This window comes from Sphingosinicella rhizophila, assembly GCF_032378825.1.
In the GTDB taxonomy this organism is placed as follows: domain Bacteria; phylum Pseudomonadota; class Alphaproteobacteria; order Sphingomonadales; family Sphingomonadaceae; genus Allosphingosinicella; species Allosphingosinicella rhizophila.
This window is the reverse complement of the sequence record NZ_JAVUPU010000002.1, coordinates 303,882-321,812: the sequence shown is the minus strand read 5'-3', so window position 1 is coordinate 321,812 and position 17,931 is coordinate 303,882. Positions and strand designations below refer to the sequence as shown.

At 61.5% G+C, this 17,931-nt stretch carries 21 protein-coding genes; 15 read left to right on the top strand and 6 right to left on the bottom strand.

Translation table 11 applies throughout. The features are described 5' to 3' along the window. Positions 1-10: 10 nt before the first annotated feature. From RQX22_RS04615 to RQX22_RS04605, 3 genes are all read left to right on the top strand, one after another. Positions 11-349: a P-II family nitrogen regulator gene (locus tag RQX22_RS04615; protein WP_315724097.1), complete on the top strand. Its 339-nt coding sequence runs from the start codon at positions 11-13 to the stop codon at positions 347-349. Positions 350-477: 128 nt separating this feature from the next. Then, on the top strand, positions 478-1,890 hold the full coding sequence (gene glnA, locus RQX22_RS04610) for a type I glutamate--ammonia ligase (RefSeq protein WP_315724095.1): 1,413 nt from the start codon (positions 478-480) through the stop codon (positions 1,888-1,890). A gap of 434 nt (positions 1,891-2,324) precedes the next feature. After that, positions 2,325-3,269 (top strand): cell wall hydrolase, encoded by a 945-nt coding sequence (locus tag RQX22_RS04605; RefSeq protein ID WP_315724093.1) that lies wholly within the window; start codon positions 2,325-2,327, stop codon positions 3,267-3,269. A gap of 160 nt (positions 3,270-3,429) precedes the next feature. On the opposite strand, the gene RQX22_RS04600 is transcribed toward RQX22_RS04605, so the two are convergent. Next, complete coding sequence (locus tag RQX22_RS04600) at positions 3,430-3,693, bottom strand: SWIB/MDM2 domain-containing protein (protein ID WP_315724091.1); 264 nt, start codon at positions 3,691-3,693, stop codon at positions 3,430-3,432. Positions 3,694-3,936: 243 nt separating this feature from the next. Beyond that, the gene (locus RQX22_RS04595; protein ID WP_315724090.1) at positions 3,937-4,752 is read right to left on the bottom strand and encodes an LD-carboxypeptidase; all 816 of its coding nucleotides are present in this window, start codon (positions 4,750-4,752) and stop codon (positions 3,937-3,939) included. Positions 4,753-4,832: 80 nt separating this feature from the next. On the opposite strand from RQX22_RS04595, the gene RQX22_RS04590 reads away from it, so the two are divergent. After that, positions 4,833-6,242 (top strand): UDP-N-acetylmuramate--L-alanine ligase, encoded by a 1,410-nt coding sequence (locus RQX22_RS04590; RefSeq protein WP_315724088.1) that lies wholly within the window; start codon positions 4,833-4,835, stop codon positions 6,240-6,242. A gap of 128 nt (positions 6,243-6,370) precedes the next feature. On the opposite strand, the gene RQX22_RS04585 is transcribed toward RQX22_RS04590, so the two are convergent. The 4 genes from RQX22_RS04585 to RQX22_RS04570 all read right to left on the bottom strand — a co-directional run bounded on the left by RQX22_RS04585 (position 6,371) and on the right by RQX22_RS04570 (position 9,427). Then, positions 6,371-6,919 carry a hypothetical protein gene (locus tag RQX22_RS04585; protein WP_315724086.1) on the bottom strand — a complete coding sequence of 183 codons (549 nt, stop codon included), beginning with the start codon at positions 6,917-6,919 and terminating at the stop codon, positions 6,371-6,373. A 258-nt stretch (positions 6,920-7,177) separates the two neighbouring features. Next, positions 7,178-7,972 (bottom strand): transglutaminase-like domain-containing protein, encoded by a 795-nt coding sequence (locus tag RQX22_RS04580; RefSeq protein ID WP_315724084.1) that lies wholly within the window; start codon positions 7,970-7,972, stop codon positions 7,178-7,180. A gap of 568 nt (positions 7,973-8,540) precedes the next feature. Beyond that, positions 8,541-8,948: a hypothetical protein gene (locus tag RQX22_RS04575; RefSeq protein WP_315724083.1), complete on the bottom strand. Its 408-nt coding sequence runs from the start codon at positions 8,946-8,948 to the stop codon at positions 8,541-8,543. An 86-nt stretch (positions 8,949-9,034) separates the two neighbouring features. Beyond that, positions 9,035-9,427, bottom strand: coding sequence for a cupredoxin domain-containing protein (locus tag RQX22_RS04570; RefSeq protein WP_315724081.1), 393 nt, complete (start codon positions 9,425-9,427; stop codon positions 9,035-9,037). A 315-nt stretch (positions 9,428-9,742) separates the two neighbouring features. Between RQX22_RS04570 and RQX22_RS04565 the strand changes: the two genes are divergently transcribed. The 11 genes from RQX22_RS04565 (at position 9,743) to RQX22_RS04515 (ending at position 17,909) form a co-directional block, all read left to right on the top strand. Next, positions 9,743-10,315, top strand: coding sequence for a NifU family protein (locus RQX22_RS04565; protein ID WP_315724597.1), 573 nt, complete (start codon positions 9,743-9,745; stop codon positions 10,313-10,315). A gap of 90 nt (positions 10,316-10,405) precedes the next feature. Further along, positions 10,406-11,041: a tRNA (adenosine(37)-N6)-threonylcarbamoyltransferase complex dimerization subunit type 1 TsaB gene (gene tsaB / locus RQX22_RS04560; RefSeq protein WP_315724080.1), complete on the top strand. Its 636-nt coding sequence runs from the start codon at positions 10,406-10,408 to the stop codon at positions 11,039-11,041. After that, positions 11,038-11,514, top strand: a complete 477-nt coding sequence (gene rimI / locus RQX22_RS04555) for a ribosomal protein S18-alanine N-acetyltransferase (protein WP_315724078.1) — start codon at positions 11,038-11,040, stop codon at positions 11,512-11,514. The genes tsaB and rimI overlap by 4 nt, the downstream gene beginning before the upstream one ends. Before the next feature lie 106 nt (positions 11,515-11,620). After that, a complete protein-coding gene (locus RQX22_RS04550) occupies positions 11,621-12,043 on the top strand; it encodes a Ros/MucR family transcriptional regulator (protein ID WP_315724075.1) in 423 nt (140 codons plus the stop codon). 69 nt (positions 12,044-12,112) lie between these two features. Further along, positions 12,113-12,535 (top strand): Fur family transcriptional regulator, encoded by a 423-nt coding sequence (locus tag RQX22_RS04545; protein ID WP_315724073.1) that lies wholly within the window; start codon positions 12,113-12,115, stop codon positions 12,533-12,535. Between the two features lie 40 nt (positions 12,536-12,575). Next, complete coding sequence (locus RQX22_RS04540; RefSeq protein ID WP_315724071.1) at positions 12,576-13,352, top strand: lysophospholipid acyltransferase family protein; 777 nt, start codon at positions 12,576-12,578, stop codon at positions 13,350-13,352. A 7-nt stretch (positions 13,353-13,359) separates the two neighbouring features. Then, complete coding sequence (miaB, locus tag RQX22_RS04535) at positions 13,360-14,688, top strand: tRNA (N6-isopentenyl adenosine(37)-C2)-methylthiotransferase MiaB (protein ID WP_315724069.1); 1,329 nt, start codon at positions 13,360-13,362, stop codon at positions 14,686-14,688. Beyond that, positions 14,688-15,680 (top strand): PhoH family protein, encoded by a 993-nt coding sequence (locus RQX22_RS04530; RefSeq protein WP_315724067.1) that lies wholly within the window; start codon positions 14,688-14,690, stop codon positions 15,678-15,680. Before miaB ends, RQX22_RS04530 begins: the two co-directional genes overlap by 1 nt. Continuing rightward, the gene (ybeY, locus tag RQX22_RS04525; protein ID WP_315724065.1) at positions 15,677-16,192 is read left to right on the top strand and encodes an rRNA maturation RNase YbeY; all 516 of its coding nucleotides are present in this window, start codon (positions 15,677-15,679) and stop codon (positions 16,190-16,192) included. The genes RQX22_RS04530 and ybeY overlap by 4 nt, the downstream gene beginning before the upstream one ends. Before the next feature lie 2 nt (positions 16,193-16,194). Continuing rightward, positions 16,195-17,085: a hemolysin family protein gene (locus RQX22_RS04520; protein ID WP_315724063.1), complete on the top strand. Its 891-nt coding sequence runs from the start codon at positions 16,195-16,197 to the stop codon at positions 17,083-17,085. 47 nt (positions 17,086-17,132) lie between these two features. After that, the gene (locus tag RQX22_RS04515) at positions 17,133-17,909 is read left to right on the top strand and encodes an enoyl-CoA hydratase-related protein (protein ID WP_315724061.1); all 777 of its coding nucleotides are present in this window, start codon (positions 17,133-17,135) and stop codon (positions 17,907-17,909) included. Positions 17,910-17,931: the final 22 nt, after the last annotated feature.

Sequence of the window (17,931 nt, the reverse complement as noted above, 5' to 3'; positions counted from 1 at the left end):
GGGATTCGCGGTGAAGAAGATCGAAGCGATCATCAAGCCGTTCAAGCTGGATGAGGTCAAGGAAGCGCTGCACGAGGTTGGCGTGTCCGGCATCACCGTAACGGAAGCGAAGGGTTTCGGCAGGCAGAAAGGCCATACCGAACTCTACCGCGGCGCCGAATATGTGGTCGATTTTCTCCCCAAGGTGAAACTGGAAGTCGTGGTCGACGACGGACTCATGGAGCGCGTGGTCGAGGCGATCGCCAATGCCGCCCGCACCGGCCGGATTGGCGATGGCAAGATATTCGTGTCGAACGTAGAAGAAGCGCTTCGGATTCGAACTGACGAGAGGGGCTCGGACGCAATCTGACGAAGCCAAAAAGGCTGTCGGGCGCGTCATTGAAGGGGAATTTCCGGTCGAGGCATGCTTCGGCAGGATGGGCACGGTTCCCGTCAAGGTGCTGCCTTGGCGGTTCATTTTGAAAAGGGCATTTCCACATGGCCAATGACGCTGGCAAAATCCTGAAGATGATCCAGGACCAGGAGATCGAATGGGTCGATCTTCGTTTCACCGATCCCAAGGGCAAGTGGCAGCATCTGTCGATGGTGTCCGGCCTCGTCGACGAAGATCAGCTGACCGACGGATTCATGTTCGACGGCTCTTCGATCGCCGGCTGGAAGGCGATCAACGAAAGCGACATGATCCTGCGGCCCGATCTCGACGCCGTTTATGTCGATCCTTTTTCGGCGACGCCGATGCTGATCATGTTCTGCGACATCGTCGATCCCGGAACCGGAGAGCTTTATGCCCGCGATCCGCGGTCGACCGCCAAGCGCGCCGAGACTTATTTGAAGGCAACCGGCATCGGCGACACCATCTATGTCGGCCCGGAAGCCGAATTCTTCATGTTCGACGACGTCCGCTTCGAGGATGGCTACAATAGCAGCTATTTCCGAATCGACGATATCGAACTGCCGACCAATACGGGCCGCGAATATGATGTCGGCAATCTCGGCCACCGGCCGCGGGCCAAGGGCGGCTATTTCCCGGTCGCCCCGGTCGACAGTGCCACGGACATACGCGCCGAGATGGTATCGACGATGATGGAGATGGGCCTGCCGATGGACAAGCACCATCACGAGGTCGCCTCCGCCCAGCATGAATTGGGGCTGACATTCGGAACGCTCGTCGAGACCGCCGACCGGATGCAGATCTACAAATATGTCGTCCACATGGTCGCCAACGCCTATGGCAAGACCGCCACGTTCATGCCCAAGCCGATCAAGCAGGACAATGGGTCGGGCATGCACACCCATCTGTCGATCTGGAATGGCGGCAAACCGCTCTTCGCCGGCAATGGCTATGCGGGCTTGAGCGAACTGGCCCTCCATTTCATCGGCGGCATCATCCATCATGCCAAGGCCTGCAATGCCTTCACCAATCCAACCACCAACAGCTACAAAAGGCTGGTGCCCGGCTTCGAGGCCCCGGTCCTGCTCGCTTATTCGAGCCGCAACCGCTCCGCGTCCTGCCGCATTCCCTATGGCACGGGCGAGAAGGCGAAGCGGGTCGAATGCCGTTTCCCGGATGCGCTCGCCAATCCCTATCTCGCCTATTCGGCCCTCGTGATGGCGGGTCTCGACGGCATCCAGAATCGTATCCACCCGGGCGATGCGATGGACAAGAATCTGTACGACCTGCCACCGGCCGAACTGGAAAATGTCCCGACGGTCGCCGGCAGCCTTCGCGAGGCGCTGAACGCGCTGCAGGCGGACCGTGCCTTCCTGACCAAGGGGGATGTCTTCAGCGACGACCAGATCGATGCTTATATCGAGCTGAAATGGGAAGAGGTGATGCGCTGGGAAACGACGCCGAGCCCGGTCGAATATGATATGTATTATTCAAGCTAATCGATGAATCGACTTGCGGCGCCGTTGAGCCGGCGCCGCAAGTTCCCGCAATGCGCCTGTGATCGTCGGGAGCGGGCCGCGCCGGAGTGACCAGCAGCATCCACTTTGCCTGGCGCCCTGCGCCAACCGACAGGCAATCGAGCCCATTGGTACCCTTCCGCCAAATCGGGTCAGGCTAATGCCCTGATTGATAGAATTCCTGTTAGCGCGAAGGCTTCTTTACTTAAGCACCGGCCTTGTTCGGTATCATAATAGGACAGCCGAAATCAGGGGGGCGCGAGCCCACGACAAGATCGTCTAGATCCCTCTATGCCCCCCTGGGGATAGGCGGTGAAGCTCACGTGGCAGCGTTAAGACAATCTGGAATGAAAGCCTCGCCGTCGTGCCCGAGGCCGCGGATCCGTGTCCGGAACCGGGCTGTCACCGGCCTCGCCATGCTGCTCCTCAGCGCCTCGTGCGTTCCCATCCATGCCGCCGATGATCCTCCGGCTGCCGGGCTGGCAATGGCGGTACCGGACCTGCTGGATCTCGCCGAGCCGCGAATGCAACAAGCACCGGAAGTCTTGGCGGAACCCACGAAACTCGTGCCCGCCTCGCCTAGCCAGGCGGCTGCCCTCAACGCTGCCATCCCCGTTTCTGCCGAGGCAAATCCGCGCGCCGCTTCATTCGTTGCACGCGCCGCGAGCGATTGGGACCAGCAAAAGTCGCTGCAATGCCTGGCCGAAGCCATTTACTATGAAGCCCGTTCAGAATCAGTGGATGGACAGCGCGCAGTCGCTCAGGTGGTACTCAACCGCGTCCGTCATCCCGCTTATCCCAACAGTGTCTGCGGTGTCGTCTATCAGGGCCCGATGCGTGCCGGCGGCGGCTGCCAGTTCACTTTCACCTGCGACAATTCGCTCGCCGTTCGACCTTCAGGCGCCGATTGGGCGCGCGCGCGCATTCTCGCATCTTCCGCCCTTGCCGGCCAGGTCTTCGCGCCGGTGGGCTATGCTACCCATTATCACACGCATGAGGTCGTCCCGACATGGGCCTACCGGCTGATCAAGCTCGCGGTGATCGGCGCGCACAATTTCTATCGACTGCAAGGCGCTTCGGGTGGGCCTGCCGCCTTCACCCAATCCTATGCCGGCCGCGAACCTTCTCCTGCCGCTATGCTAGCCAAGCGCCCGGCGGCACCTTGGACGCCGACACTCTCTTTCGCGCTCGAAAGCTCTGCGCAAAGCACCGAGCGGACCGATGCAAGATCTTCAGTGAACCAGGCCGAGGGTAGCTCGCAACCGCTCGCGATGGCCGACGATCGGCTTCCACAATCCCAAGTGCGCGAAGAATATCGCAACTCGGGAAGCTGGCGAGCGGAACAGCCCGTCACCCGTTAGAAATGGATATATCGGGGTAAAGCGCCGGCCCAACTGCCAATGCGTCTCGGCAAACTGGTGGACATATTCTGATGGCGAAGCGCGGCGCGCGCCGCATCTATTGCAGCGGCGCTTCGCGAGGTGGCACCGGCAGGCCCCGCGGGGCCTGCCGGAAATCCTATTAGCTGAGGTGACGCGAGAGGTGCTTGTTCATCTCGAACATCGAGACCTTGTCCACGCCGAAAATCTTCTTGAGCTTGTCGTCCGCCAGGATCTCGCGCTTGTTCGCTGGATTCTGCAGATTGTTCTTCTTGATATGTTCCCACATCTTGCTGACAACTTGGCTGCGCGGAAGCGGATCCGGACCCGTGATCGCCGCGAGGTCCGCGGACGGTTTCACCGGCCGTTGCAGCCCATCCTGCCTGCCTGAAGTGCCTTTTGCCATATTTCCCTCCTGTGATTCCGCCTCTGATAAGCCCCAAACTCGCGGGAAGTGCAAGGGGTTCGATGGAGAGAATGCGCGACTTTGCCTCACAAGCGGCTTTCACAGGCCTTTTAATCTGCATCAGCGAGCCGAAACTCGGCTTTTCACCTCGCGAAGAGAATAGAGACCGGACCAATGACGGTAAAATCCGGAGAAACCATAATGAACAGGCGCGAGTCGTCGCCTGAACGGGATGCATGACCGTCAGGAGCTGCCAAACGGCACGATCTTGTTATCCGCGTCATGGCCGATATCGGCGCGGCCCAGATAGGGAATGCCAGCGTGCCGGCACCAGAAACGAACAACTTGTTCTTCCGTTTCCCCGAAATCGGGATCGTTGGCCAGGACGTCGCTGCAACGGCCGAGCCTGATGCCACTTAGCCCCCGGTCCGCAAAATTGCTTGCGACGTGGAACATGGAGCGATCGATCCGGTACATATATTCGGAGACCTCCTCCAGCATCAGAACATGATCCTCGAGGTCGGGCTCCAGCGCCGTGCCGAGCAGCTGGCTGAAAACGGTCAAGTTGAACGCCACGGCTTTCCCGTCGCCCGGAGCGGCCTCCATCCCCACTGGCGAACACCCGGCGAGCCAGGACAGGGCCCGCAAGACGGCCATATCCCCGCCATCGCGGTGGACGTCCTGCGGCATCGGCCCATGGGCCAGACGGGGGAAACCGGCACGATAGAGGCCCGCGAGCAGGAAGCCCGCATCCGAATAGCCGAGATACGCCTTGCCTCTGGCCGCGTCGCCCAGCCGCTCGATCGCCGTTTCCGCGATCCGACATGCACCATAGCCTCCGCGGGCGAACCAGATCGCATCGATCTCCGGATCATTGGCATAATCTACGAAAGCATCGGCGCGGACCTCGTCCGGGCCGGCGAAATGGTTATGAGCGAGGAAGCATTGCGGGTGAAAGTGCAGCGTTACCCCCGGACAGGAGGCTGCCGCGATCGCGATGACGCGATCAGCCGTCCCGGCGCTGAGCGGAGAGCTGGGCGCCACAACACCTATCCGCATCCAGCCTCCTCGCCCCTGCGCGGCTCAGGGTCCCGACCCTAAAGTTTGAAATGACCGCCGCACCTCAATAGGGCGTGGCCATGAAGGAAACCAAATCCTATTTCTTTTGCGGCATCGGTGGCAGCGGCATGCTTCCGCTCGCCTGTATCGTCAAAGCCAGCGGGGCCGAAGTCGCCGGCTCCGACCGATCGCTCGACCAAGGCCGCATCGCCGACAAATTCTCATTCCTGAAGGAACGGGGCATCCACCTCTTTCCACAGGATGGCAGCGGTGTCGCGAGCCCGAATCAGATCGTGGTGACCTCGGCCGCAGTCGAAAACACGATTCCGGACGTCGAGGCTGCCAGACGAATCGGCGCCAAACTGGTCAGCCGACCCCAGCTTCTTGCGGAATTGTTCAATGCTGCGTCAACGAGCATCGCGGTGGGCGGCACGAGCGGCAAATCCACGGTCACTGGGATGATCGCCTGGATTCTTCATCAGGCCGGTCGCGATCCTACCGTCATGAACGGCGCCGTGATGAAGAATTTCGTTACGCCCGACCAACCTTTTGCCAGCGCGCTTGTGGGCCAAGGGGGCATTTTCGTCAGCGAGGTCGATGAAAGCGACGGTTCGATCGCGCTCTACGAGCCGAACATCGCCATCCTCAACAACATTACGCTCGATCACAAGTCGCTGGACGAGCTTCGCGCGCTGTTCCTCGATTTCATCGGCAAGGCGGAAACGGCGATCCTCAACCTGGACGACGAAGAGGTGCGGACGCTCGCGGCCAGAGGCGAGAGGGTGAGGTTGGTGACCTTCAGCCTGCTCGACGAAGCCGCAGATCTTGTCGCAAGGAATATCGTCGAGGAACCGCTAGCAATTTCGTTCACGGTCTTCGAACGGGCGACCGGCGACACTTTCCGTGTCCGTCTCCAGGTTCCCGGACGCCACAACGCCACCAATGCACTGGCTGCCATTGCCTCGGCCCGAGCCTGCGGTCTAGACCTTGCGACTGCGGTCGAGGCCTTGGCTGGTTTCAATGGCCTGCGCCGCCGATTCGAGGTCGTGGGAACATATCGCGACATCAGCATCGTCGACGATTTCGGCCACAACCCGGACAAGATCGCTGCGACCCTTGCCACCCTTCACGCCTTTCCCGGGCGAGTGCTGGTCATGTTCCAGCCGCACGGTTACGGGCCGCTGCGCGTGATGAAACAGCAACTTGTCGATTGCTTCGCCCACAATCTCGAAGCCGACGACATATTGATAATGCCCGATCCTGCTTATTTTGGCGGCACGGTGGAACGCTCCGTCACCAGCGGCGACATCGTTGACGGGGTGCGGGCGGCGGGACGCAATGCCGAACATATCGCCGACCGAGCCGACTGCGCGACCCGTCTGATGATGCTTGCCCGCCCCGGCGATCGCATCGTCATCATGGGCGCTCGGGACGACACGCTTTCCACCTTCGCGGCCGATCTGCTCAAGCGATTGCGCAATCGAGCCTAGACCATCATCGTCTCAGATTGAGTCAATCTGAAGCGTGAATCATGGTCCACACATTTCAATAGAGCGAGCGCAGAAACAAAAGGGGCGGCCCTGAAGGTCAGGACCGCCCGTGTTCGACGCGAAACTGTTTAGCCAGCGACGGTGAGATCCACCTTTTCCACCCATTCCGGAAAGAAGCTCGGCTCCCTGTTCGACCAGCCGGGCGCCGTTGCGGCAGCTTCGCTGATCGATTGCAGCAAAATCCGCCGCCGCTCCGGGTGAAGGTGCGGGAGCGCGGCCGCCGCGCAGAAGGCGCCGGGGAGCCATGGACGAACGGCCGCGCCGATCAAGCGTTCGTAGAGGAAACGGTAGGACGCGAAATCGGGAAGCCGGTCCTGGCCAAGGTCGAAGGCGCTCATCGTCACCAACGGCCCCATCATCGGCTCCATGGCATCGAGGCCGCTATCATCCGGAACATGGGCGCGAATATGGTCGATCCGACTATAGACCCGCTCCTGCGCACGAATGCTCGCCGCCTCGCCCACGTCGCGGGACCAGCGCCGGATCGCATCACGATGGCCAAGGCCGACATCCAGCGAACGACGGATGTAGCGCTGTGTGCCCTTTGAAAAGCTGGCAAACTCCTTCAACTCGACCAGAGTCAGCGCGCCACTGGCAGGCTTGGTCTGCGTACCCATGTCCCCACTCCTTTTGCCTGGCGGAGATCATGCGCGCAAAACGGTTACCGACCGCTTAACCAAATCCCCACTCCCCATTCAGAAATGAATCAGAGTTCGAGTCGCGCCGCAACGGTTAATTTCGAATAAGGGACGAGCCGAGTTCGGCTGTCACATCGCAGCAACAGTGATGCCTGCGAAAGTTCAGCAAATCAGGCACTTGCCGGCAGATCGGGACTTATCCACAAATTTCGGGGACAAGAGACGCGGTGCCGGGCCTTAATCTGGATTCGATCCACCGATGCGTTCGACCTGAACTCTTTGGCTGACGAGATTCGCGCTTCCGAAAATCGTCATGAAACTGATGTCCGCCGCGTCGCGGCCGACTCCGATCCGCACCAGCCCCTCGATCGGGGCCAAGCCCGTCGGATCGACGAGGTGCCAGCAATCGTCGAGATAGACTTCCACCACGGCATGGAAATCCGGCGGCTCGAGCTTCCAGGCATAAGCGCTTACCATCCGTGCCGGTATGTCCAAGGCGCGGGCGAACCCGATCAGCACATGGGCATAGTCACGGCAAATTCCCTCACGCGTCAAAAAGCTGTCTTCGGCCGTGGTCCGCTCGTCGCTCGATCCCGGGACATAGCGCATATTGTCGCGGATCCAGTCGGCCATCGCCGTGACCTTCGCTCCCCCTTCCAGCTCGCCGAACAGCTCCACAGCGAAGGATTTGAACTTGTCGGGACGGCAATAACGGCTCGGCAGAAGATATTCGATCGCGTCGCCGGGCAGATCGTGCAGGGGAATCATCGCACAGCCGGAAAGGTCGGGAGCCCGGCGATCGACGTCGACGATGCCGCGATAATGAACGAGGAATCTTCCTTCGCCTCGCGTCCATGTGCGGCGACCGATCCCATGCAGCCCCTCGACGGGGGCCAAAGGGGTAGCCGTCGTGACGGTGAGCCTGTCCTCGACAAGATGCTGGTCCGCCATCTGCGCGATCTCGACGGCAAGCAGCACGTCGGCGGGCTCCGGAAAATCATAGTCGAGATTAGCTTCAAGACTCAGGCGCATTCTTTTCCTTCCAAATGCCGGTTTGCGTCCCGGACAAACACGTAGATGGAACGAAAGGATGCGCTGCGAACGATCGCGCGGCAATCGGAGGGGGCTGAAGGCAAAGTTGCGAACGGACGCGTGAAATGGGGGCCGGCGTCACCACCGGCCCCCACTGTCCCAGCCTTGACTGCCGTCGCCGGGTAGCGAAGCTGTCTTCGCTTGGGCTTTGGATCCCGGACCGGGTCAGGCCCGAGCCGATCTCCTGTCCGGGCCACTGGCCAGGTCATACCTTGCCAGGTCCCCGTTTGCGACGCCGTCGCCCGAAGGTTCCGGAATCGCCGGACCGCTTTATGAAATCCCGCTCGCATCCGCTTGCGCTGATGGTCGCGCGGCTTCATCCACGGTCCACCCATGTTTTCCTGCTCTTCGTCCTTGGGGGAACGAAGCCGGTCCGCATCGGCTGTGACTGGAATACTTTCGGTCCGTTGCCGTCCCGTCGGTTCTCCGCCACAAATGAAAGCTCTCACGAATTTCCGAGTCGGACCAACGAAATCTGCCTGTGGATAACAAGGATATCGGGTATAAATCAGCCCGATTTGCTCTGCCCGGCCGCATCGCGCTTGCCGCGGCCCGCATTCGCCTTCCCCTCCCAGGATTCAAGCGTGCGCCGCGCGACATCGATCGCCAGCGATTTGAGCGTGTCGGCCAGTTTGGCGGCTTCGACATCAGCCGCGACAGACCCCTTACCACCTCCGGCGCGACTCCCGGCCTTTCCTTCGCTGCCAGCCCTTCCTTCGCTGAGTGCCGCCGCCGCCGCCATCATGGCTGCCGCCGCAATCTCACTCACAGCTGGCTGATCGACCAGTCTCAAGGCCCGCTTGCCCGCCTTGCGCAGCTTCTTCACGGCCTTTTCGGTCGGGTCTCCCTTCTCGTCGGTCTTCGCCTTGCCCGTGCCTTTGCCTTTGCCTTTGCCTTTGCCTTTGCCTTTGCCCATGCTCGCCTCCTTAAGGTCCGATGCAAACTGCCACGGTCCGACGATGCGGGGAAGTCAGGTTCTTCACGAGCCGATCGGGTCGGAGGTCATTCGACGATGATCGAACCGCGCATTCCCAATAGACGGTAGATGAAATTGCCGCCACCGGCGCCATAGCGACCCGGCCGAGGCATTAGCACGAGCGTCCGCGTCTGGCCTGCCCGCACCCTGATCTTGCCACCGCTGACCATATCGGCATCCCGTTCTCGCATCTTCGCACTTGCGAAAAAGGCGCCGGCCGCGAAATCGAGGCTCCGGTCGCTATTATTGACGAAACGAAGGCGCACCGGCTCTCCTGCTTTCAGATATATTGTCTTCGGTGCGATATCGTAGCTCGACAGGAGCACATCATATTCCGGCGCGCCGCGCCACTCCTGAGCAGGCAAAGCATGGGCCGAGATTGCTGCCGTGACGAAAAGCAAAGTTCGAAGCAGATGCATAAGACCTCCCGCTCGCAGGCCAGAAACGTTCAAGACCCGGCCTTGCTCCCTGGAGAAGGTAATGAAGAAGCTCCCTGCTCGGCCTGTTTGCCGCCCTTACCCACCGCGCGGCCGTCACCAGCACTCAGTTGGCAGGCCGGAGTGACAGATGGTGCGGACGGTGGGCACGACTGAACTTATTGTCGATTTCGGCAGCCTCGATCACCCGGGCAAGCGCGCGGCGATCCTGATGTCCCGGCTGAGCCACGAGAAGCGGACCTGAGCGGGAGGCCGAGACCACTTGATCGCCATGGCCTGCTGCCCCACATGAACTTCATGCTGATCCAGACCGAGACGACGCCGAATCCCGCCACGCTGAAATTCATGCCAGGCCAGGCCGTGATGGATGGGGGCACACGTGATTTCGCGACCCCGGAAGAGGCGGAAGCCTCATCTCTGGCGGAGGCCATTTTCTCGACGGGCGACGTCGATGGCGTCTTTTTCGGGCGCGACTTCATTTCGGTAACGGCAGCGCCCAGCGTAGAATGGAAGGATCTCAAACCTCAGATTCTGGCCATTTTACTCGATCATTTCTCCAGCGGGGCGCCGCTTTTCAAGGCGGCCAGTGCCGGGGGGATTGCTATCGAACCCGATGCCGGATTTGCGGATGACCCGGCGGATGCGGACATCGTCGCCCAGATCAAGGAGCTGATCGAAACCCGCGTCCGGCCCGCCGTGGCCCAGGATGGCGGAGACATTGTCTATCGCGGCTTTCAGAATGGAAAGGTCTTCCTCGCTTTGCACGGTGCCTGCGCGGGCTGCCCCTCCTCGACCATGACGCTGAAGCAAGGCATTGAGAGCCTTCTCAAACATTATGTGCCGGAGGTCGATGCCGTCGAGGCCGTTTAACACCGGACGACGGGAATCGGGCGGGGATCACAACTGGTCAAAGCCTTGATTCGCACCTCAAGCTGTTACAGCCTGGTATGATCAACTTCTATGTCCGGCCGTGGTCCGGACGGGGGACTCGAAATGCTGCTGGTGATCGACAGCGCGACGGCAGCATGTTCGGTGGCGCTCGTCGACAATGGTCGGCTGATCGGCGAGGATCATGAAATCGTCGGCCGCGGCCATGCCGAACGCTTGATGCCGATGACGGCAAGGCTGCTGGACGGAAGGCGTCCGGACGAAATCCTTGTCGATTGCGGGCCGGGCAGCTTCACCGGCGTCCGGGTCGGGCTTGCCGCCGCGCACGGCCTCGCCATCGGATGGCGAATTCCACTTCGTGCCTATTCGTCCATGGCCGTGATCGCTGCGGCAGCTGAGCACGAAGGAGAGCTGGCCGTTGCGCTGCAAGCGGGACATGGCGAATTATTCGTGCAAAGTTATGGCGGTGATCCGATCGAAGCCCTGGATGCCTTGCGTTCCGTGCCCCCCGAAGAGGCGGCCGCGTCCGTCCGGGCGTCGCTCGTGATCGGATCGGGAGCGGAAACGCTGGTCGCAGCCCGCGGACACGGAAGCTGGCGGGAAGCCTTCCCCCGCGCCGCCCACGCGATTTTGCTTCCTCAACATCTTCGCAACCTTCCGGCCAGGCCGATCTATGGCCGGGCCCCTGACGCAAAGCCCATGCAGTGAAGAACCTGGATCAGATCCGTCTGTGCGAAGGAGGCATAATCGATCTCGATGCGGTCATGAAGGTGATGGACGACAGCTTCGATCCCGTGTTCGGGGAAGCATGGACCGCGCCGCAATGCGCCGGTTTGATGCCAATGCCGGGCGTGTGGCTCTCGCTGGCCAAGGCCGGCACGGATCTAGTCGGATTCGCACTTGCGAGGATCGTCTCCGACGAAGCCGAACTGCTCCTGCTGGCAGTCAAGAAGCAGGCTCGAGGACAAGGTGTCGGACAATTGCTGCTAAATCGCTTCAGCCTGGTCGCGGGCACGCGGGGCGCACAGCAGCTTCATCTCGAAGTACGCGACGGCAACCCTGCCATTAACCTTTATCGCCGCGCCGGGTTCGCCGAGGTGGGACGCCGCCGTAACTATTATAATGGGAAGGATGGCCAGGTATACGATGCGTTGACCCTCGCAAGGCCCCTGAGCATTTGACCAATACACCGGTAAAGGTTTTTTCTTGTAAATTGCTCCGAAACGGACCATTCGGACGCGGACAGACTAACCTATTCTCATCACACTAGCTCGAGCGGGTCCTACAATGGCGGAAAATAGTGAAATGAATGAAACGCTTATCACTCTGACTGCGGACATCGTATCGGCGCACGTCAGCAACAATAGCGTGGCGGTGAATGATTTGCCTCAGCTGATTCAGAACGTGCACAATGCCTTGAACGGTCTTGGCACCGCGGCTCAGGAAGCTCCCGTGAAGCAGGAACCGGCCGTTTCGATCCGCTCCTCGATCAAGCCCGACTATATCGTCTGCCTTGAGGACGGCAAGAAGCTGAAAATGCTGAAGCGCCATCTAATGACTCATTATCAAATGACGCCGGACGAATATCGACAAAAATGGGGCCTGAACGCAGATTACCCAATGGTCGCTCCAAATTATGCCGAGCAACGCCGCACCCTTGCCAAGAAGATCGGCCTTGGCACCAAGCGTCGTCGTACCACAAAAAAATAGAAGGTCCGCCGGGGCATCATCGTCCCGGCACCTTTACCCGGCGGCGGATTCGTCTAAACTCGTGACGCTATGACACGCAGGATCGACATCGAAAGCTTGTGCGCCGAAAAGGGACTGCGCATCACCGAACAAAGGCGGATCATCGCCCGGGTCCTGTCGGATGCGGAGGATCATCCCGACGTGGAAGCACTCCACGCGCGCGCCTCCAATATCGACAGCGGCATTTCGATCGCCACCGTCTACAGGACGGTCAGGCTGTTCGAAGAGGCTGGGATATTGGAGCGTCATGATTTCGGCGACGGCCGCGCTCGTTACGAAGCCGCGGCCGAATCCCATCACGACCACCTGATCGACGTCGAAACCGGAAACGTGATCGAGTTCGTCGATGAAGAGTTGGAGGCGCTCCAGCGTCGAATCGCCGAAAAGCTCGGTTTCCGTCTCGTCGACCATCGGATGGAGTTGTACGGCGTCGCCCTCGGCCGCAAGAATTAGGATCAGAACCCCCGGCAACCGCCAGGATGTGCCGCGCCCGATGCGCCTGACCTTGCGGATCGCAGCGATCACGGCCGGGCTGATCGCGTGCACGCCTTTTCATTATCTCGCCCTCCTGATCACTGGCCGGTCGGCCTGGCCGAGGCGCTATCTGGCCTGGGTCGGCTGGTCTGCCGGGATGAGATGCCAGATCATCGGCAAGCCGATGTCCAGCAATGTCCTGTTCGTGGCCAATCATTCGAGCTGGCTCGATATTGTCTTGCTGGCAAGCGCGAGCGGAACCGCATTCGTTTCCAAGGAGGAGGTCGCCCGCTGGCCTTTGGTCGGGTGGCTGGCGCGACTCAATAGGACCGTCTTCGTCGCTCGCGAGCAACCGCGGTCGGTCAAGGGGCAGGCCGATGCGCTTCGGACCGCACTGGCCAACGGACAGCCGGTTGCGCTCTTTCCCGAGGGAACCACGGATGGCGGCGAGGAAATATTGCCGTTCCGCCCCAGCCTCCTGGCCGCACTGTTCCCGCCCTTGCCGAGGCTGAGGGTCCAGCCGGTGGCGATCGATTATGGCGCGGCAGCAACCGAGATCGCATGGATAGGCCGGGAAAGCGCCCGCGCCAATGCGATGCGGATATTGTCCCGGTCCGGCGCCACCCCTGTCATGATCCATTTTCTCGACCCGATCGACCCGGTCGATTTCGCCGACCGCAAGGCGCTGGCCATCGCCAGCAGGGCCGCAATCCTCGGCGCGTTGCCGGCCGCGGGTCCGGACGGCACCGGAGGATCCCGGCTTGATGCTTCCGCGCGCGGCGCGGATCGCCTATAGGCGCGCGATGAAATCGGCGAAGCCCCAGACCTATCACGTCAAATCCTTCGGCTGCCAGATGAACGTCTATGACGGCGAGCGGATGGCCGAGCTCCTGGAGGCGGAGGGAATGCGTGCGGCGCAAGGCGGCGAAGCGGATCTCGTTGTCCTCAACACGTGCCACATCCGGGAGAAGGCGGCCGAGAAGGTCTATTCCGATATCGGCCGGCTGAAGCGCGAGGACGGTTCGCGGCCGATGATAGCCGTGGCCGGCTGCGTGGCCCAGGCCGAAGGCGCGGAAATACCGCGGCGCGCGGCCAGCGTCGACATCGTGGTCGGTCCCCAGGCCTATCACCGGCTGCCGCAACTGATCGCTACCGCGAGCCAAGGGAAGAAGGCGCTGGACACCGACATGCCGGTCCAGTCCAAATTCGGCGCGCTTCCCGCGCGGCGCCGGCAGGGTCCCTCGGCCTTTCTGACCGTACAGGAGGGTTGCGACAAATTCTGCACCTATTGCGTGGTCCCCTATACGCGCGGTGCCGAAGTCTCGCGAAGCTGGCAGGCGATCATCGAGGAGGCGAAAGCCCTGATCGGCGCCGGCGCCCGCGAAATCACCCTGTTGGGCCAGAATGTGAATGCCTGGACGGGCCTTGACGATCGAGGCCGGCCCTGTGGGTTGGACGGTCTCATCCGCGCACTCGATCGCGAGCCAGGGCTGGAACGCATCCGCTACACGACCAGTCACCCCAACGACATGACCGCCGCCCTGATCGAGGCCCATCGCGATGTCGGCAAGCTGATGCCCTTCCTTCACCTCCCCGTGCAATCGGGCAGCGACCGCGTGTTGCAGGCGATGAACCGCAGCCACCGGACCGCCGATTATCTCGCCATCCTGGAACGGGTCCGCGAGGCGCGGCCCGACATCGCCATTTCCGGCGACTTCATTGTCGGCTTCCCCGGCGAAAGCGATGCCGAGTTCGAAGAGACGCTGAAAATCGTCAAACGGGTGAACTACGCCCAGGCTTACTCGTTCAAATATTCCCCGCGACCGGGCACGCCGGCCGCCGACATGGATCAACAGGTGCCAGCCCAGGTAATGGATGAAAGATTGCAGCGACTGCAGGCTCTTCTCAACGAGCAGCAGCACGCTTTCAACCGCGCCGCCATGGGGCGCCGCACCTCCGTGCTGCTGGAGAGGCAGGGACGAAGGCCCGGCCAGTTGATCGGGAAATCGCCTTGGCTCCAGTCCGTTCATCTGGAAACGGACGCGATGATCGGCGATCTGGTCGAGGTCGAGATCGTCGCGGCCGGACCCAACAGTCTCTCCGGAGCCGAAATCATGAGGAATGCCGCCTGATGGCTCAGAAAAAGGCAGCCGAAGCCTCGCCACCTCGTGCGCGGCTGGAAATCGAGTTCGACCAGCCCCATTTGCTGGGGTCCCTGTTCGGCGAGTTCGACCGCAACCTCGTTGCGATCGAGGACAGATTGGGCGTTTATATTGCCGCGCGTGGCACTCGCGTCCAGATCGAAGGAGAACCGGAAGCCGCGGCCCGCGCTCGCGACGTCTTGACCGGGCTCTATAACCGTCTCGATCAAGGGCAGGACATCGACGCCGGTGCCGTCGAAGGCGTGATTGCCATGTCGGGCCAGCCCACATTGGATGGCATCGTTTCCAGCGACGTCGCGGAACCACCCAAGATCATGATCCGGACACGGCGCAAGACGATCGTGCCGCGGTCGAAGACGCAGGTCGCCTATATGGAAGCGCTGGCCCGAGACGAGATCATCTTCGCGCTTGGCCCGGCAGGAACGGGCAAGACCTATCTCGCCGTGGCCCAGGCCGTGCAGCAATTGATCGGCGGTTCGGTCGACCGGCTCATATTGTCGCGTCCCGCCGTCGAGGCGGGCGAACGGCTCGGTTTCCTGCCCGGCGACATGAAGGAGAAGGTCGATCCCTACCTCCGTCCGCTCTACGATGCTCTTTACGACATGCTGCCCACAGAACAGGTGGAACGCCGGATCGCTTCGGGCGAGATCGAGATTGCGCCGCTCGCCTTCATGCGGGGCCGGACGCTGGCCGACGCTTTCGTCATTCTCGATGAGGCGCAGAACACCACCCCGCAGCAGATGAAGATGTTCCTCACCCGCTTCGGCATGCGGAGCCGGATGGTCATCTGCGGCGATCCGAAACAGGTCGACTTGCCGGAGCCCGGCAAATCCGGACTCGCCGATGCAGTTTCGAAGCTGGAGGGGATTGCGAAGATCGCCACCATCCGCTTCGGCGCCGGCGATGTCGTCCGCCACCCGCTCGTCGGAAAGATCGTGGAAGCCTATGAGGGGCCGGCATGATCCTGGTTGAATCTGACACTTCGGAGGAATGGGACAGTAGCACCGGCTGGGCCGCGCTTGCCGATCAGGCAGTGCGGTCGGCCATCGCCGCAAGCCGCCACGAGCTGCTGCTCCGCAGCCCGGTCTCCTTTGAGATTTCAGTGAAATTCACCGATGACGAAGAGGTCCGGGCGCTGAACGCCGCCTATCGGGACAAGGACAAGCCGACCAACGTGCTTTCCTTTCCGATGGTCGAGCCGGCTCTTATCACGGCATTCGATGCCGTCGGCGAAGGCGAAGCCCTGTTAGGCGATATCGTCCTTGCCCACGGTGTGTGCGCGGCCGAATCCCGGGAACGCGGGATCAGCATGGAGGACCATGCGATCCACTTGGTCGTGCATGGCGCGCTTCATCTTTTGGGCTATGATCATGAAATCGGGGAGGAGGCGGCCGTAGCCATGGAAAAGTTGGAACGTGAAGCACTCGCGTCAATGGGCATCACGGATCCCTATCCAGCCGAGGCGCGGCCTTGATCATGACCGAAGAGATCGAATCGAACGCGAGCAACGGCAGAAGCTTCTGGAGAGGCCTGCGCACCTTCCTGTTCGGAGAGGATAGCGAAGCCACTCTGCGCAACCAGATCGAAGAAGTGATCGAAAGTCATGAAGGCGAAGCACCGATGGTCGGCGACCTTTCGCCGGTCGAACGCCAAATGCTTCGCAACCTCCTCCATTTCGGCGAAAGCACGGTTTCCGATATTGCCGTCACCCGCGGCGACATCATCGCCGTTCCCAGCACCATCAGCTTCGAGGCGTTGGTCAATGCCTTTGCGGAGGCTGGCCATAGCCGCCTCCCCGTCTATGAGGACAGCCTGGATAGCGTGATCGGCATGGTCCACATCAAGGATGTTTTCACACTGCAGGTGAACGATTCCGCACCTCCCCAGGACATCTCGGCGCTGCTGAGAACGCCGCTCTACGTCCCAGAATCGATGGGGGTGCTCGACCTTCTCGCCCGGATGAGGGCCGACCGCGTTCACCTCGCCATCGTCGTCGACGAATTTGGCGGCACCGAAGGCCTGGTCACGATCGAGGACGTCGTCGAGGAGATCGTCGGCGACATCGAGGACGAACATGACGAGGAAGTCCCCGGCATGCTGATCCTCGTCGAGGACGGGACCTGGGATGCCGACGCCCGCACCGAGCTGGAAGAACTGGCCGAAACGGTCGATGCCCGGCTGGCGATCGTGGAGGAAGATGTCGATACACTCGGGGGTCTGGCTTCCGTCCTGGCCGGCCACGTGCCCCAGCCAGGCGAAGTGATCCGCCACCCCAGCGGCTGGCGGCTCGAGATAACCGACGGGGATACGCGCCGGGTCGCGCGACTCCGCCTGCACGCGCCGGAAGAAATCATCCTTTCGGACTGACTGTCGCAGCCATTTCAGCCCGGCACTCACGTCGAACGGAGTTCAGCATGACCTACGAGACGATCAGGATGGTACAGAGCGACGCAGCTGTTGCCACCATCACCATGGCCAGACCGGAAGCTCTGAACGCCCTCAGCCTGCTCATGCTCGACGAGTTGCGCGCCGCCCTGCGCGATGCTGTCGAGGCTGGGGCCCGCTCCATTCTGCTGACGGGCGAAGGCCGCGGATTTTCGAGCGGGGCGGACCTTGGGGGCGGAGGGCTGCCGGAAGATGTCGGAGCAGCGCTGGAAGAGCATTATAATCCACTCGTCGAGACCTTGTTCAACCTGCCGATACCCGTGGTGGCGGCGGTCAATGGTCCAGCCGCCGGTGCCGGTTGCTCGCTCGCACTCGCCGCCGACTTCGTCATTGCGGGGCGATCGGCTTATTTCCTCCAGGCCTTCGTCAATATCGGCCTGATACCCGATGCCGGCGCGACCTGGCTGCTGCCACGCCTCGCCGGCCGTGCCCGAGCGATGGAAATGATGATGCTGGGAGAGCGGATTTCCGCCGAACAGGCGCTGCAATGGGGATTGATTGCGCGGCTGGTCGAAGACGAATATCTGACTTCGGAATCGGTTGCGCTTGCTACGCGGCTCGCGCAAGGGCCAACGATCGCCCTGGGGCTGATCCGGAAGCTTGCCCGCGACGCGGATCATCTCTCCTTGAGCGATGCGCTGCGCGCCGAACGTGCGGCCCAGTGCGAAGCTGGACATAGCCAGGACTTCAAGTCCGCGGTCATGTCCTTCATTTCGAAACAGCAGCCGCGGTTCGACGGCCGATAGGCATTTGCCTTTGGGGGCGGAC